This is a genomic window from Flavobacterium polysaccharolyticum (genome assembly GCF_038739875.1).
GTDB lineage: Bacteria > Bacteroidota > Bacteroidia > Flavobacteriales > Flavobacteriaceae > Flavobacterium > Flavobacterium polysaccharolyticum.
This window is the reverse complement of record NZ_JBCGDP010000001.1, coordinates 16,624-32,898: the sequence shown is the minus strand read 5'-3', so window position 1 is coordinate 32,898 and position 16,275 is coordinate 16,624. Positions and strand designations below refer to the sequence as shown.

18 protein-coding genes are annotated in these 16,275 nt (G+C 36.5%); 10 read left to right on the top strand and 8 right to left on the bottom strand.

Annotation, left to right across the window (positions count from 1 at the left end):
* Nucleotides 1–140 precede the first annotated feature (140 nt).
* From thiC to WFZ86_RS00145, 7 genes are all read left to right on the top strand, one after another.
* Nucleotides 141–1,964, top strand: coding sequence for a phosphomethylpyrimidine synthase ThiC (gene thiC, locus WFZ86_RS00175; RefSeq protein ID WP_342690067.1), 1,824 nt, complete (start codon nt 141–143; stop codon nt 1,962–1,964).
* 72 nt (nt 1,965–2,036) lie between these two features.
* Nucleotides 2,037–2,606, top strand: coding sequence for a thiamine phosphate synthase (locus WFZ86_RS00170; protein ID WP_342690066.1), 570 nt, complete (start codon nt 2,037–2,039; stop codon nt 2,604–2,606).
* A 2-nt stretch (nt 2,607–2,608) separates the two neighbouring features.
* Nucleotides 2,609–3,358 carry a hydroxymethylpyrimidine/phosphomethylpyrimidine kinase gene (locus tag WFZ86_RS00165; RefSeq protein WP_342690065.1) on the top strand — a complete coding sequence of 250 codons (750 nt, stop codon included), beginning with the start codon at nt 2,609–2,611 and terminating at the stop codon, nt 3,356–3,358.
* On the top strand, nt 3,351–3,989 hold the full coding sequence (locus tag WFZ86_RS00160; RefSeq protein WP_342690064.1) for a thiamine phosphate synthase: 639 nt from the start codon (nt 3,351–3,353) through the stop codon (nt 3,987–3,989). The genes WFZ86_RS00165 and WFZ86_RS00160 overlap by 8 nt, the downstream gene beginning before the upstream one ends.
* Complete coding sequence (locus tag WFZ86_RS00155; protein WP_342690063.1) at nt 3,970–4,746, top strand: thiazole synthase; 777 nt, start codon at nt 3,970–3,972, stop codon at nt 4,744–4,746. The genes WFZ86_RS00160 and WFZ86_RS00155 overlap by 20 nt, the downstream gene beginning before the upstream one ends.
* 107 nt (nt 4,747–4,853) lie before the next feature.
* The gene (thiH, locus tag WFZ86_RS00150) at nt 4,854–5,981 is read left to right on the top strand and encodes a 2-iminoacetate synthase ThiH (RefSeq protein ID WP_342690062.1); all 1,128 of its coding nucleotides are present in this window, start codon (nt 4,854–4,856) and stop codon (nt 5,979–5,981) included.
* Between the two features lie 137 nt (nt 5,982–6,118).
* The gene (locus WFZ86_RS00145) at nt 6,119–6,829 is read left to right on the top strand and encodes a HesA/MoeB/ThiF family protein (protein ID WP_342690061.1); all 711 of its coding nucleotides are present in this window, start codon (nt 6,119–6,121) and stop codon (nt 6,827–6,829) included.
* 57 nt (nt 6,830–6,886) lie between these two features.
* Here WFZ86_RS00145 and aat read toward each other — a convergent pair whose 3' ends face one another.
* The 3 genes from aat to WFZ86_RS00130 all read right to left on the bottom strand — a co-directional run bounded on the left by aat (nt 6,887) and on the right by WFZ86_RS00130 (nt 8,899).
* The gene (gene aat, locus WFZ86_RS00140; RefSeq protein WP_342690060.1) at nt 6,887–7,525 is read right to left on the bottom strand and encodes a leucyl/phenylalanyl-tRNA--protein transferase; all 639 of its coding nucleotides are present in this window, start codon (nt 7,523–7,525) and stop codon (nt 6,887–6,889) included.
* A gap of 105 nt (nt 7,526–7,630) precedes the next feature.
* Nucleotides 7,631–8,011 carry a DUF3127 domain-containing protein gene (locus WFZ86_RS00135; protein ID WP_064715629.1) on the bottom strand — a complete coding sequence of 127 codons (381 nt, stop codon included), beginning with the start codon at nt 8,009–8,011 and terminating at the stop codon, nt 7,631–7,633.
* 12 nt (nt 8,012–8,023) lie between these two features.
* Nucleotides 8,024–8,899, bottom strand: coding sequence for a flavin reductase (locus WFZ86_RS00130; RefSeq protein ID WP_342690059.1), 876 nt, complete (start codon nt 8,897–8,899; stop codon nt 8,024–8,026).
* Between the two features lie 89 nt (nt 8,900–8,988).
* Between WFZ86_RS00130 and WFZ86_RS00125 the strand changes: the two genes are divergently transcribed.
* Together WFZ86_RS00125 and WFZ86_RS00120 are read left to right on the top strand one after the other, a co-directional pair.
* Nucleotides 8,989–10,134: a sensor histidine kinase gene (locus WFZ86_RS00125; RefSeq protein WP_342690058.1), complete on the top strand. Its 1,146-nt coding sequence runs from the start codon at nt 8,989–8,991 to the stop codon at nt 10,132–10,134.
* A gap of 62 nt (nt 10,135–10,196) precedes the next feature.
* Nucleotides 10,197–10,436, top strand: a complete 240-nt coding sequence (locus WFZ86_RS00120; protein WP_064715626.1) for a GlsB/YeaQ/YmgE family stress response membrane protein — start codon at nt 10,197–10,199, stop codon at nt 10,434–10,436.
* A gap of 69 nt (nt 10,437–10,505) precedes the next feature.
* Here the strand turns inward: WFZ86_RS00120 and WFZ86_RS00115 are convergent, their stop codons facing one another.
* The 3 genes from WFZ86_RS00115 to greA form a co-directional block, all read right to left on the bottom strand.
* Nucleotides 10,506–11,588, bottom strand: a complete 1,083-nt coding sequence (locus WFZ86_RS00115; protein WP_342690057.1) for a transglutaminase domain-containing protein — start codon at nt 11,586–11,588, stop codon at nt 10,506–10,508.
* A gap of 168 nt (nt 11,589–11,756) precedes the next feature.
* Nucleotides 11,757–12,146, bottom strand: coding sequence for an HIT family protein (locus WFZ86_RS00110; RefSeq protein WP_342690056.1), 390 nt, complete (start codon nt 12,144–12,146; stop codon nt 11,757–11,759).
* A 12-nt stretch (nt 12,147–12,158) separates the two neighbouring features.
* Nucleotides 12,159–12,635, bottom strand: coding sequence for a transcription elongation factor GreA (gene greA, locus WFZ86_RS00105; RefSeq protein WP_342690055.1), 477 nt, complete (start codon nt 12,633–12,635; stop codon nt 12,159–12,161).
* Nucleotides 12,636–12,887: 252 nt separating this feature from the next.
* On the opposite strand from greA, the gene WFZ86_RS00100 reads away from it, so the two are divergent.
* A complete protein-coding gene (locus WFZ86_RS00100) occupies nt 12,888–13,301 on the top strand; it encodes a Rieske (2Fe-2S) protein (protein ID WP_342690054.1) in 414 nt (137 codons plus the stop codon).
* A 181-nt stretch (nt 13,302–13,482) separates the two neighbouring features.
* Here the strand turns inward: WFZ86_RS00100 and WFZ86_RS00095 are convergent, their stop codons facing one another.
* Complete coding sequence (locus WFZ86_RS00095) at nt 13,483–15,624, bottom strand: TonB-dependent receptor (protein ID WP_342690053.1); 2,142 nt, start codon at nt 15,622–15,624, stop codon at nt 13,483–13,485.
* A gap of 247 nt (nt 15,625–15,871) precedes the next feature.
* Nucleotides 15,872–16,273: an alternative ribosome rescue aminoacyl-tRNA hydrolase ArfB gene (gene arfB, locus WFZ86_RS00090; RefSeq protein ID WP_342690052.1), complete on the bottom strand. Its 402-nt coding sequence runs from the start codon at nt 16,271–16,273 to the stop codon at nt 15,872–15,874.
* Nucleotides 16,274–16,275: the final 2 nt, after the last annotated feature.

Below are 16,275 nucleotides of genomic sequence, written 5' to 3'. Positions count from 1 at the left end.
CAACACACCGTTTAGAGCGCGCCTTTTACAAATGCGGTCGGGCTATACGCGCTACTTCGGTAGCCAGCTTCTATCCCCTCACGCAAAAAAACTAGCACTTTTCAAACAGCCAAACAATAAAAAGTAAAAAAACTAAAGCTATGAGCAACCAAGACAAGATCTCAAGAACTCCATTTCCAAACTCCAAAAAAACATACATCGACGGAGAAATTCATCCCATAAAAGTAGCCATGCGCGAAATTTCATTAGCGGATACTAAACTATCCAATGGCAGAATAGAAAAAAATCCAGCCGTAACCGTTTACGACACTTCAGGCCCTTACACAGACCCAAACATTCAAATTGATGTTCGCAAAGGATTGCCTCGAATCCGCGAACAATGGATTCTGGACCGTAATGATGTAGAAGAACTAACCGAAATCTCCTCCGAATACGGAAAATCACGTTTGAATGATGAAAAGTTAGATCACTTGCGCTTCGAATATTTACACAAACCCTTGCGTGCCAAAAAAGGAGCCAATGTTACTCAATTACATTACGCCAAACAAGGCATCATCACTCCCGAAATGGAATACATAGCCATTCGAGAAAACCAACGTATCGAACAACTAAACGAACAAACCAAAGCAATGCAATGCCAACACGCTGGAAATAGTTTTGGAGCCAACACACCAAAAACTAAAATTACAGCCGAATTTGTTCGTAGCGAAGTAGCAAGAGGGCGTGCTATTATCCCCAACAACATCAACCATCCCGAAAGCGAACCAATGATTGTAGGGCGTAATTTTTTAGTAAAAATTAATGCCAATATTGGGAATAGCGCAGTCATTTCAAGCATCGAAGAAGAAGTAGAAAAAGCGGTTTGGGCTTGTCGCTGGGGTGCTGATACCATTATGGATTTATCTACAGGAAAAAACATTCACGAAACCAGAGAATGGATTATTCGTAATTCCCCTGTTCCCATCGGTACGGTACCAATTTATCAAGCCTTAGAAAAAGTAAATGGAATCGCAGAAGATTTAACCTGGGAAATTTTTCGTGATACCTTAATCGAACAAGCCGAACAAGGCGTTTCTTATTTCACCATTCACGCTGGTGTTTTATTACGTTACATTCATTTGACCACTAATCGTGTTACCGGAATTGTCTCTCGTGGTGGTTCTATTATGGCCAAATGGTGTTTGTTCCACCATAAAGAAAACTTTTTGTACACCCATTTCGAAGAGATTTGCGAAATTATGAAACAATACGACGTTGCTTTTTCCCTTGGAGACGGATTACGTCCAGGTTCTATAGCAGATGCCAACGATGCAGCACAATTCGCCGAATTAGAGACGCTGGGCGAACTAACAAAAATAGCTTGGAAACACGACGTTCAAGTCTTTATTGAAGGTCCAGGTCACGTACCTATGCACATGATTAAAGAAAATATGGACAAGCAATTAGAACATTGTGACGAAGCGCCATTTTACACTTTGGGTCCATTAACCACTGATATTGCTCCAGGTTACGATCACATCACCTCTGCTATTGGAGCTGCTATGATTGGCTGGTACGGCTGTGCTATGCTGTGTTATGTAACGCCAAAAGAACACCTTGGTTTACCCAACAAAAAAGACGTAAAAGACGGTGTGATTACATATAAAATTGCTGCTCACGCTGCGGATTTGGCCAAAGGTCACCCAGGCGCTCAATATCGAGACAATGCCTTAAGCAAAGCCCGTTTCGAATTCCGCTGGGAAGATCAATTCAACTTATCATTGGATCCAGACACTGCTCGAGAATTTCACGATGAAACCTTGCCTGCAGACGGTGCAAAAGTGGCTCACTTCTGCTCGATGTGTGGACCAAAATTCTGCTCTATGAAGATTTCTCAGGAAATTCGTGATGTTGCCGAGGCCGAAAAAGGAATGGCGGCAAAATCTGAAGAATTTATCGAGCACGGAAAAGAAATTTATATTTAAAACTAAGATTTGAGTAGTAAGTATCAAAACTTACACTTAATGCTTAATACTTCAATCTTAATACATTTCAATATGATAGTAATTACAAATCCAGTTGCTAAACCTAAAGAAATCGAAACCATACACGCTCTCTTTGAGAACGGATTGGAGTTACTTCATATTCGGAAACCTGATTTTTCAGAAACAGAAATAAAAACATTTGTATCAAAAATAAAAACAACTTTCAGACACCGATTGATTTTGCATAGTCATCATCATTTAGCGCAAGAATTTGGAATTAATCGCATTCATTTCACAGAAAAAAACAGAGTCGCAACATCCGAAGAGTATTTAAAAAAGTGGAAAGAAAAAAAATTCAGCCTCTCCACCTCTATTCATCAAATGTCCGATTTTGAAGAGCTGTCAAGTGTTTTTGATTACGCATTTTTTGGCCCTGTTTTCGAAAGTATTTCTAAACCTAATTATATTTCGAATCTGGATTTCAAAAAAGAATTAGAACAACGAAAAAATAACAAAACCGCATTGATTGCTCTGGGAGGAATTACATCCGAAAATATCAAAACTGCATTAGCATTTGGTTTTGATGATGTAGCACTTTTAGGTAGTATTTGGAACAACAACCATTCAATAGAAAATTTTTAACTATGTCACGACCTTTTGTAGTAAGCATTGCAGGCTTCGATCCTTCAGCAGGCGCGGGAGTTTTGGCAGATGTAAAGACGTTCGAACAACATCAAGTGTATGGCTTTGCTATTAGTACTGCAAATACCATTCAAACCGAAAATGAATTTGTAGCCATACAATGGACGGATTTGGATTTTGTTTTGCAATCTGTTCAAACAATATTTAATTCTTACGATATAAAAGCCGTAAAAATTGGAATTGCACCTTCATTAGAGTACTTGAGAGAAATAATTCTAACTGTAAAAAAGCTTTCGCCAGAGACAAAAATAGTTTGGGATACCGTTCTAAAATCGACTACAGAATTTGATTTTTTAACTATTGAAAACCAAACTACTTTGATTGAAGTACTGAAAGAAATTCATTTGATTACCCCCAATTACGATGAGATTTTACAATTATCTTCCAAAGGAATTAATGCAGAAACAACAGCCATTTTACTTTCAAAACATTGCCCCGTATTGTTAAAAGGCGGTCACAATCCAAACGAAATTGGCTTTGATTATTTGTATTTAGAAAATGAATATTTCAGTCTACCGCCAAATACTACCAAAATTTTCGGAAAACATGGGTCAGGTTGTGTGTTATCATCCGCCATTACAGCCTATCTAGCCTTAGGACAAAATCTAAAAACGGCTTGCGAAAAGGCTAAAACCTACACAGAGAACTATTTATTGTCAACTCCCTCTAAATTAGGACATCATTATGTATAACAAACTACAATACATCTCTCAAGGAGACACGGTTAAAGAACAATTGTACAATATTCATCAAGCCTTAGATCATGGATGTGATTGGATTCAGTTGCGATTTAAGAATCAAAAAACAAAAAAATCTTTTGCATTGGCCGAAGCCGTACATTTTTTGTGTGAAGAATACTTAGCGAACTTTATCGTCAACGATGATGTCCATTTAGCAGAACATATCGCTGCCGATGGCGTTCATCTTGGACTTACTGACATGAGTATTATTGAAGCCAGAGCTGTTTTGGGGAATACAAAAATTATTGGTGCCACTGCCAATACACTAGAAGACGTGCTTAGTCATATCAATAATGGCTGTGACTACATTGGTTTAGGCCCTTATCAATTTACCAAAACCAAAGCTAATTTAAGCCCCATTTTAGGATTGCGAGGTTATCAATCGATACTAAATCAATTGAATCCAAAACAAAAAGAAACCCCCATTTATGCTATTGGAGGTATAACGCTAGAAAATGTAGATGAGCTAGTAGCTACTGGCATTCACGGTATCGCAGTATCAGGAATCATTACCCATAGCGATCACAAAAGCAAAATAATAACTGAACTTAACGAAAAATTATATGGCCATGTCATTATTTAAAATAGGAGATAAAACCTTCGAATCACGCTTGTTTTTAGGAACAGGAAAATTTGGTTCAAACACCGAAATGGAAGTGGCAATTTTAGCATCAGAAAGCGAATTGGTGACAGTAGCACTAAAACGTATCGATTTAGCAACCGAAACCGATGCTATTTTAGCACATTTAAAGCATCCTAGAATTAATTTATTACCCAACACTTCGGGTGCTCGCAATGCAAAAGAAGCCATTTTTGCCGCGCAATTAGCCAGAGAAGCTCTGGAAACCAATTGGCTCAAACTCGAAATCCATCCAGATCCAAGATATCTTTTACCTGATCCCATCGAAACTTTAAAAGCAACAGAAGAACTAGCTAAATTAGGATTCATTGTTTTGCCATACATTCATGCCGATCCAGTTTTGTGTAAACATTTGGAAGACGTAGGGACCTCAGCTGTAATGCCTTTAGGATCTCCCATTGGGAGCAACAAAGGCCTGAAAACAATCGATTTTTTAGAGATTATTATCGAACAAAGTAAGGTTCCAGTAATTATTGACGCAGGAATTGGCGCCCCTTCTGATGCCGCAAAAGCTATGGAATTAGGCGCTGATGCTGTTTTGGTAAACACCGCTATTGCTGTTGCTGGAAATCCCAAATTGATGGCTGAAGCTTTTAAAGAAGCTGTTATTTCAGGAAGAAAAGCCTATGAAGCAAAACTGGCGCAACAATACAAACAAGCGGTTGCTTCTAGTCCTTTGACAGCGTTTTTGTATGAATAATTCTCTTAAACACAAAGACACTAAGAAGGCACAGAGTTCACAAAGTCTTTAAGGAATTACTATGAAACTTAATGAACTTTATCTTTAAGTCTTCTAAATAAAAAACAATGAACACATTCAAATCAATTTTCGAACAATACAGTTGGGACAAGATTCAAGCCAAAATCTATCAGACAACATCCAAAGAAGTCGAACAAGCTTTAGCTAAAACCAAACGCAATCTCGATGACTTTCTAGCCTTAATTTCGCCTGCTGCCCAGCCTTATTTAGAACAAATGGCGCAAATAAGTCACGAGTTAACCAAAAAGCGTTTTGGCAAAACCATCCAAATGTATACCCCTTTGTATTTGAGCAACGAATGCCAAAACATTTGCACCTATTGTGGTTTTAGTCTGGACAACAAAATCAAACGAAAAACCCTGACCGAAAGCGAAATCACACTGGAAGTTGAAGCGCTGAAAAAATCAGGATTCGACCACGTTTTATTAGTAACTGGCGAAGCCAATTATACCGTAAACATCAACTATTTTCTAAAATCCGTAGCTCAAATAAAAAATGATTTTTCGACAATTTCTGTGGAAGTGCAGCCTTTATCTACAGAAGAATACGTACAATTGCACCAAGCTGGAGTGTATTCCGTTTTAGTGTATCAGGAAACCTATCATCGAGATGTTTACAAGCAATACCACACCAAAGGAAAAAAATCGAATTTTGATTTTCGTTTAGAAACTCCAGATCGAGTTGGAACCGCTGGAATTCATAAAATAGGTTTGGGTGTTTTGTTAGGCCTAGAAGATTGGCGTACCGATAGTTTTTTCAATGCTTTACACTTGGATTATCTCCAAAAAACGTATTGGAAAACCAAATACACGGTTTCTTTTCCACGATTGCGCCCTGCGGAAGGCGTGATTCAACCCAACTTCATTATGGATGACAAAGATTTGACGCAATTGATTTGTGCTTATCGGTTATGGAATGAGGATTTAGAAATCTCCATTTCGACCCGAGAAAACGAAAAATTCAGAAACAATAGTATTCCTCTTGGCGTGACGAGTATGAGTGCAGGTTCTAAAACCAACCCCGGAGGTTACGTCGTAGACCCACAATCTTTGGAACAATTCGAGATTAGTGACGAACGTACTGTAAATGAAATTGCACAAATAATCAGTAACAAAGGCTATGAACCCGTTTGGAAAGACAACCCCTATTTCGTTCATCAAAAAACATTGTCATAATTTGGACGTGCCCCTACGTAAAAACTTCGGGTCGGGCTATCCGCTATATCTCTTGGGGCGAACCCCGCCCCAAGAGGATGCCGCTCCTATCCCTCACGTACAATTGCTAACAACACCATTTTTAAACCAAAACACAAATGAGTATCATACAAGAATTTCTTCGATATAACCGACAAACTATGCTGCCTGAAATAGGCGATGAAGGACAAGAAAAACTCAAAAAAGCCAAAGTATTGGTGATAGGTGCCGGAGGCTTAGGCTGTCCAATTTTACAATACATCGCTACCGCAGGAGTAGGAACCATAGGAATTATAGATTTTGACAAAATCGAAATCCACAACCTTCATCGGCAAATTTTATACACCGAAGATCAATTGGGTTTATCAAAAGCGTTGATGGCCAAAGAAAAATTAGAGGAGTTGAATCCTTTGATTATAGTAGAAACTTTTGAAACCAAACTCAGTTCAGAAAACGCTTCTGAAATCATTCAAAAATTCGATGTCGTAGTGGATGGATCCGATAATTTTACCACTCGTTATTTAGTCAACGATACTTGCGTCGCTTTAGGAAAATCTTTAGTTTACGGTAGCATCTTACAATTCGAAGGGCAAATGGCGGTTTTCAATCATAAAGGAAGCAAAAATCTTAGGGATTTATTTCCGGAACCACCCGATCCAAAAACAGTACCCAATTGCAATATAAATGGTGTATTAGGGACACTTCCTGGGATGATAGGCTGTATGATGGCGCACGAAACGCTAAAATTGATTATGGATTTACCTACTTTAGAAAATGAATTACTACTATTTTCTACCCTAAATTGGGGATTTACCAAACTGCGGTTTTAATGAAGTTTAGCTTTTCAAAACAATAGGATATCACGTCAAACAAAAGCGTGATGTCTTTTATTTTGATTTCAAAATACTTATAAAATCATCTCGTTCTATTTCTACACAACCCAAACTGGCTAAATGATCATTATATACTTGACAATCCAAAAGATGGTAGTTATTAATTTTAAGATGGTTTACCAACGCAATAAATGCAACTTTAGAAGCATTAGAAACCAAAGAAAACATACTCTCACCGCAAAAAATATGTCCTAAATCTACACCATACAATCCTCCAACCAATTGATTGTCTTGCCAAACCTCAACCGATTTAGCAATGCTTAATTCGTGTAATCTGCAATAGGCCTCGATCATATCATTTGTAATCCAAGTTCCTGTTTGTCCATCGCGTTTTACTTGTTGGCAATGAGCAATAACCGCTCTAAAATCTTGGTTAAAGGTGACTTTAAAAACATTTCGGTTCAAAATGTTTCGCATACTTTTCGACACCACCAAATCCTCTAGAAAAAGCACCATTCTAGGATTGGGCGACCACCAAATAATCGGTTGATCCTCTTCGAACCAAGGAAAAATTCCACTTGAATAAGCCAACTGTAAACGCTCTGGAGATAAATCACCTCCAATAGCCAATATTCCATCAGGATTAGCTTCTGAAACAGGTGGGAAAAATAAGTTTTTAGATAAATGATACATCTTTTTGTTCGATACTTTAATTACAAATGCCGTCAAAAAAAATTCCAAACCCCAACACATTCTAATGTTTTGGAATTTGGAATATAGAATTTGAAATTTATTCTTTTAGAAAGGTAAATCGTCTGCTTCTTCTTCATTAAAATTAGTCGCTGGAGCAAAAGTTTCTGCCGCTGGCATTGGTGGTGCTTGAGCAGGAGCTGCAGCTGCAACAGGTGCTTGTTTCTCAATTCTCCAACCAACAATAGTATTAAAATGTTTTACTTCGCCTTGAGGACTCACCCATTCTCTTCCTCTTAAATTGATAGAAACTTTAACTGGCTCCCCAACTGCATAACTGTTCAACAAATCGGTTTTGTCTTGTTGAAATTCAATCGAAATATGTTGTGGGTATTGCTCATCAGTAGTTACTACAACTTCTCTCTTTTTAAAAGAAGCACTAACTTGTTGCACGGGGTTGATTACTTTTACTCTTCCTAAAACTTCCATAATACTTAAAATTTACTTTTTGGCTAATAATAACTTCCAAGCGTCTACTGCTTTTCCGTTAACTAAATACTCTTTTGCTTTTTGAAATTTCTTATCCATATCGTCGGCACTGAGGACCGCTTTGACATCGAAATTTTCTTTTACAAAGATAGTAATTTCTTCTTCGGTTGGAATTTTTTCTATGTTTCCTAATTTACCTAAGTCATTCCCATCAAAATAAGCACTTTCTCTAATAAAATCAGGAATAGCATCTACGCCAATACCCAAGGTATTTAAAGGTTTTTCAACCTCAAAAAGACCTTCGTTCGATCTAGAATACCAATTCCCTCCTAATCGAGAAACCAAATCAATTTTGTGTTGATCAATCGCTCCATTACTATCCAAAATCGACTCATCGATATGTAACTTTACTACTTCACACAAAATTAAATTACCCGCTCCTCCTTCTGTCCCCAAAGCAATAATTTGAGTGACTTTGCATTCAAACTGCACAGGAGATTCTTTTACGCGATAGGGCTTTACGATGGTTGAAGGAATGGGTGTGAATCCCGATTTCAAAAATTCATTCACACCTTCTGGATATTCGGTACTCGACAAAGAAGTTTGCTGCACCATATCATAATTCACTACATTTATCACCACTTCACGAGTAGATTCAGCATTTTGCAACGTATGTTTTATTGTATTATCTCGAACTCGACGAGCTGGAGAAAAAACCAAAATGGGAGGATTGGCACTGAATACATTAAAAAAACTAAAAGGAGATAAATTAGGCACTCCATTACTGTCTATTGTGCTTGCAAAAGCAATAGGTCTTGGACCAACTGAACTTTGCAAATAACCTTGTAGCTGAGCGGTAGGAATACTTTTGGGATCTATAGTTACCATAAATTGAAGTTAAAGCGCTATTTTGTTTTCACAAAAGTAAAATACAACCATCATAAATTCGTTATATTTATAGTTAAAAAAAGAAACTTATGCACTTTTCGAATAAAAGAAACACCACTCGATGGATCATTATTGCTTCCTCGTTCTGTTTGGTTTCTTTAATTTTATGGAATACTTATACCTTTTTCCAAATATTTAAAAATGAAGAACGGTTAAAAATGAATCTTTGGGCACAAGCACAAAAGACACTAATCAATGCCGATGAAAACACCGATGTAGATTTGCCACTACTCATTTTTAGCAATAACACTTCCATTCCTATTATGCTTACCGAGAAAGACAGCATCATAAATGCCATCAATATCGATACTACCATCATCCAAAACGTTGAAAAATCAAGACTCTTTTTAAGTAAATTGAAAGGCGAAAACGAACCTATTAACATCGTTTATGCCCCAGGAAGAAAACAAAAGCTTTATTATGGCAACTCTTCGCTTTTGAATCAATTAAAATATTATCCCATTGCCCTATTGCTTATCATTGTATTGTTTGCCGCTCTAGTTTATAATTATTACAAAAGCACTAAAATGGCCACCCAAAACAAACTTTGGGCAGGAATGGCAAAGGAAACAGCCCATCAAATTGGCACTCCATTGTCGTCTTTGATTGGTTGGATTGAGCTTTTAAAAACCGAAGACATCCCAGAAAGTACAACCAAAGAAATAGAAAAAGATATTGAACGTCTGCAAACCATTACTGATCGTTTTTCAAAAATTGGTTCCGAACCCAAACTAGAACAAATGGATATCGTATCCGAAACGCTACTTTCTTATGACTATTTGCAATCTCGATTTTCGAAACAAATTGAATTCTCTCATTCTGCTCCGCAAAAAAGCATATTGATACCGCTAAATGCTACTTTGCATAGTTGGACCATAGAAAATATGGTTAAAAATGCTATTGATGCGATGAAAGGGAAAGGGAAATTACATTTAGCCATTGAAGAAGAAAACGATAATGTAAAAATCACAATTACAGATACAGGAAGCGGTATTCCAAAAAATCAATTTAAAAAAATTTTTGAGCCTGGTTTTACGACCAAAAAAAGAGGGTGGGGATTAGGCTTGTCTTTAACCAAACGTATAGTCGAAGATTATCACAAAGGAAAAATCAAAGTATTACAGTCAGAAGTAGGAAAAGGTACAGCTATGCAACTCATTTTTGTAAAATTATGATTTTATTGATGTTATGATTATTTTTTGGCTAATTTTAGAGGATAACTAATAAAAATAGACTTATGGAATTTTTGTATTTTCTTTTGATCGGTGCCATTTCAGGATGGCTAGGTGGACAACTTTGGAAAGGTAGCGGCTTTGGTTTATTTGGTAATATCATTGTAGGTATTGTTGGCAGTATCTTTGGTGGCTGGCTGGCGGGAAAATTAGGAATTGGTGGTGGTGGTCTACTTTGGCAGATTATCATTGCTGCTGGAGGCGCTTGGGTCTTGCTATTCTTAATAAGTTTATTCAAAAAATAGACTTCAAAAACTCATTATATAAAGGGGATTTCAATTTGAAATCCCCTTTTTTATTTACTCATCATAAGATTAATTTACTGGTAAACCGAACCTAGTTACTTTACTAAACATCGTCTTTCGAGCCAGTTTACCTTTACTCAGGTACTCATTTACAAATTTTTCCTGCTCTTCAATTTGTACTAATAATTCGGCTAAGTTTTTACGAAAAGTGGTCAAAGTTGCTCTATTGCTATCGTTAAGAGTGCCAATACCATCCAAATCTTTTTGACATTTTACTACTTTTGCTTTGGGTGCTGCAATCATTTCTCTAATTGTATCATCAGACAAAGTTGGTTTAAACTTTTTATTTCTGTAAAAAATAAAATCATTGAACATAGCTGTTGCAGCATTACTTTCTTCTACAATCAAATTCAATTTTTCTACTGCTTGATTGTTTCTCTTTCCAGACAATTCGTTCTTTTTATTTTCGAAATAGTCTTTTATTAACTTCGTTGACACACCATTCGCTTCGACTCTACTAATACATTCAAATAACTTAACCTCTTCTGATTTTTGTTTTAACTTCTCAATTTTATCTGCGAAATTAAAAACTGGTTTAGCTGGATTGACTACTACTTTTCCTGAAATAAATTCAGCATTACTAATAGGATAACGGGCCAATTGCCATAAATAATCAAAGGGCATATGGGTTTCCAACATTGCTTTTGGTGATGTTTTAAAATAAAAGTTATTGAGTTTTTTGGTAAAAACACCATTGTTTACGCTGCCTGCACCCCAAGTTGGGTCAAACAACCACCACTTGCCCTCACTCTTTACCGCACACCAAGCGTGAGACAATGACGCCACTTTACCAAATTGTTTGGTATATCCTTCAATGATTTCGCTTTCAAAGCCTAATTGACTCACAATCGCATTAAAAAGTTCAGCATAATGAATACACACCCCTTTTCTAGTGGTTAGTGTTTTCTCAATTTTCTGTTCCGAAGTGTCGCTAAATTCAATATTCTCCATATTAGCCACATCATAACTAATATTAGATACCACCCAAAAAAAAGTTGCTCTTAGCTTCTCATTTTCTGACTTAAAATTAGTAGTAATATAATCGGCAATACTTTTTGGATTCTTTGTAGACGCTTTGGGTATTTTTGCCATTTTTGTGTCTATCAGAACAAAATTATCTTTCGTTTGTCCAAAGGTTAGTATGGCACAAAAAAAGAGGCAATAAGAAAAAACGATTTTCATAGTTTATAATGGGTATAAAAAAAACACGAACAGCATTCTAAGATTGCTATTCGTGTTTAAATATATGAAAAAAAGATTTTATAAATTCTGTTGAATCTTAGTTGCCAAAGTTTCGAATTCCTCTTTTGTCAAAGCGACTTTATTTTGAAAACGCATCTCGTTCATTTCATTAATCGGAATCAAATGTACGTGCGCGTGAGGTACTTCTAGTCCTATTACAGCCATACCTATTCGTTCACAAGGCACTGTTTTTTCTAGAGCAGCGGCTACTTTCTTTGAGAAACGCATCAATCCTAGATACAATTCCTCATCCATATCAAAAAGTTTGTCAATTTCTTGCTTAGGAATACAAAGCGTATGACCAACTGCATTCGGATTAACATCCAAAAAAGCTAAAAATTGCTCCTCTTCAGCTACTTTGTAGCAAGGAATTTCGCCGTTTACAATTTTGGTAAAAATACTACTCATCACTCTTGTTTTTTAGTCGCGAGAAATTTCAATGATTTCAAATTTCAATACTCCGTTAGGCACGGTAATTTCAGCTACTTCGCCTACTTTTTTACCCAACAAACCTTTCCCGATTGGAGAAGTTACTGATATTTTTCCGGTTTTCAAATCCGCTTCACTTTCGGCTACCAAGGTATATTTCATTTCCATACCATTCCCTTGATTCTTAATCTTTACATTAGAATGCACCAAAACTTTAGACACATCCAATTGGGATTCGTCAATCAATCTAGCATTAGCATAAACTTCTTCAAGCTTAGAAATACGCATTTCCAACAAACCTTGAGCTTCTTTGGCCGCATCATATTCTGCATTCTCAGACAAATCTCCTTTGTCTCTAGCATCAGCAATGTCCTGCGAAGCTTTAGGACGCATCACTCCTTTTAGGTAATCCAATTCGTCTTTTAACTTTTTTAATCCTTCTGCTGTATAATAAGATACTTTACTCATAACTTTTTGCGTTAATAATTAAGTGGTTTTTTCTTGTTTCCTTGCACATAAAACCAATGCAATACTATTGGTTTTCTTACGTTTCACATTACAATACCTGACTGATATAAAATAGAAAAAATCCCATCAGGACGGGATTTCTTTCCGCAAATATACTATAATTTTTTTTATGCTATAATTAAATGTTAACCATAACCAATCCAAAGTTAAATAAATTAAATTTGTTTCACTAATCTTTGATGCTATTTTAAAATGATAAAAAAACTGCTTTTCCTATTCGCAATTGTCCTACTATCAAGCTGTAGCGATAATGGTGTATCCAATAAAAACCCCTACATTCCGAATTATTCCTTTACAGTAGACATCAACACTAGTTTACCCGCCTACTCCAACTTAAAATTTCCGAGTAATGCGGTTTTTTACGCAGGAGCGGGAGCTCGTGGACTTATTATTTTCAATACTGGAAGCGGTTATAACGCATTCGATGCCGCTTGCCCTAATCAAGCACTAAGCAGTTGCTCAACCCTAACCATCAAAGGCATCAATGCAATTTGTCCTTGCGACAGCAAAGAATACAGCTTATTTTCTGGCTTAAGCGACCTACAATATCCCCTAAAACAATACCGTATAGAAGTTATCGGAAGCGTGATTAGAGTGTATAATTAATAGTTGGGCGTGCCACCTCACGACTTCGGTAGCCAGCTACAAATGAAATTCACTGAACTCCTATGAAAATAAATTTATAGTTAAGTAATCCCTAACGCGGGTAAAACTCCTCATACTCATTAGACAAAAAAATCCAGCATCAAAAAGACACTGGATTCTAATAAAATAAGTAAACTAAAAATTAAAACTTTAAATTCAATCCTGCTAAAAAATTAATTCCTGCTTGTGGGTAATAGGAAGGGTAGATGTCATACATATACCCATTAGACACATATTTTTTATCCAAAATATTATTCACTAATCCGCTTAACACAATTTCTTTAAAGATTGTTTTGGGTTTAAAGGTGTAGCTCACATTGAAGTCATTTACAAAATAATCAGCCAGTTTTGCGGCAGGCAACTCGATATTGTTCATATATTGTTCTCCTACAAATTTTTGTAACAAAGACAAATGCAAGGCTTTAATAGGCGAAAACACCAATATATTGCCCACAATTAACGAAGGAGAATAAGCGATATCATTTGTTCCATAATACGTTCCTGTAACATTCAAATCCACATTCTTGTTGGCACTTAAAGTAAAATTAGGACGCACCATCCATTGTTCTGACAAAGCAATAGTGGCATCTACCTCAAGACCTAAACGGTAGCTTTTTTCACTATTTGAACGAATAGGAGCTCCCACATCATCTAATTTTCCAGTCAAAATCAACTGGTTTTTATATGCCATATAGTAAATATTAGTATTCAGTTGTATTTTTTCGTTGTTCAAACGCCATCCCAATTCAAAGTCATCTAACGTTTCAGGTCGCACGCCTCCATTTTCATAATCGGTGCGATTCGGTTCGCGATTGGCTCTTGCATACGAAAAATACATCGTGTTCGTCTCATCAAACTTAAAATTCAAACCCGCTTTTGGATTAAAAAAACGAAAGGTATCATTAACCAACCCAGTTTCTGGGCTATCGGCTTTGTACTGTACGTGACGGTATTGCAAATCACCATACAAACTCAATTGCTCCGAAACTTGATAATTGACTTTAGCAAAAAAGTTACCATCAGTTTTTGTGGCAAAATCTTCATAATAACGATCTCCCAACTCACTTTGAGAAGCGTAGCGCGCCCAAATCACTTTTCCAAAATGAAGGCCTTCATACTTATTATAACCTCCACCCAAAATTAACTGTAAGGCATCCGTAGTATAATTAGCAGAAAAAGTAGTCCCATAAAAATCATTATCCAACCATTTTTGGCGCACCAAATCAGTTTTGTTAATGGTAGTTCCATTCACATCAATCGGATTCAAACCATAACTAGAAAAGGTAGCGTCTTCTTTGTAATTTTCGTAATAGCCTTTCCCTTTAGTATAATGCAAGGCAAAATTAGAACTCCAATTATCCGACCATCTTTCGTTCCAATGCAATTGCGAATGGTCTTGTTGGTAGTTATCGGTTTCATTATCATAAAAACGAGTATTTCCCGCCTCGTCTGTATACATTCCTGCGGAATTAAATCTGCGATTGCTATTCAGCGTTGCCCCATCAATCCCGTTCCAAGCTTGGTATGTTTTTTCTTTTCCACCAAAAACCAAGGCTTTTAGTAAAGTAGTTTTCCCTACATAAGTTCCTTGCAAAAAATACGATTTTAAGTCTGAACTAGCGCGGTCAATGTACCCGTCAGATTGTAAAACAGATAAACGTCCTGCGATTTCAAAATGGTCGTTTAGTAAACCGGTACTGAATTTAACCGTGTTTTTCAAAGTATTAAAACTTCCTACTGAGCTGGCAATTTCAGCACTTGCTTCTTTAGTATACGAGTCGGTTAGCATATTCAAACTCGCTCCAAAAGCTCCTGAACCATTGGTAGAAGTACCTACACCGCGCTGCAATTGAATGCTTTCAACTGAAGAAACAAAATCAGGCATATTCACCCAATAGGTACCGTGACTTTCAGAATCATTGTATGGAATTCCGTTGATGGTTACGTTTACTCGGGTGGCATCGCTACCACGAACACGTATCCCTGAGTATCCAATACCGTTACCTGCATCAGAAGTAGTTACTACAGAAGGCATATAATTCATAAGTGTTGGAATGTCCTGACCCAAATTGCGAAACTGGATTTGTTTTTTAGTCAAATTGCTAAAAGAAACCGGAGTTTTAGAAGTCACACGCACTGCCGAAACCAAAACATCATCCAATTGGTTGACTTTGGTCGTGTCTTTTACTTGTGCAAAAGTGATACTAGAGAATAGAAAAAAGAGAATAGAAAAAAGACGTAAAGGAACTGTCTTTGTACTTTTTGAATAAAATAAAATGTTCATCCGTAAATAGTTTTACGAATAAAAGGGGGAATTATTCTTTTGTTTTTAAATTAGTAAATGATTTATTTTTATGACAAGACAATAGCGAGTACTCTAGTATTTTGTCATTTTTTCCCTTGGCAGCATTACCCGCCCAGGTTCTTTGGGTATGATCTCAGCTCGTTATTTAGAGCACCCCTTTGAGACGGGGCAAATATAAATCATTTGTTTGAAGTTCCAAGTCTAAAGTTTAAAGTTTTTGAAACTACTAAAAATCGGGCTTCCTTCTAGATTGCTTGATATCTGACAAACTCTTTTTATCCTTAATTCGTTTTCTTATGGCCGATTTTGGAATTTTGGTAGCTTTTCTTTCTTTGGCTACAAACAATCCATCGCGAATTATCGCCAAAAAACGCTTGATCACAATAGCTTTGTTTTTGAGTTGACTTCGGTCTTCATCACAATGCAAAATCAAGAGTTGTTCTGACGTTAATCTATTGGCTAATTTGTTTTCTAACACTATTTTCTCTTCCTCAGTTAAGGCTTGAGATTCTTTCAAATCAAAAGTTAAAACTACTTTAGAAGCAACTTTGTTAACATTTTGTCCTCCAGCACCACTGCTTCTAACTGCCTTAAATTGCAATTCTTTTACGATTTGATATATTTCCATTT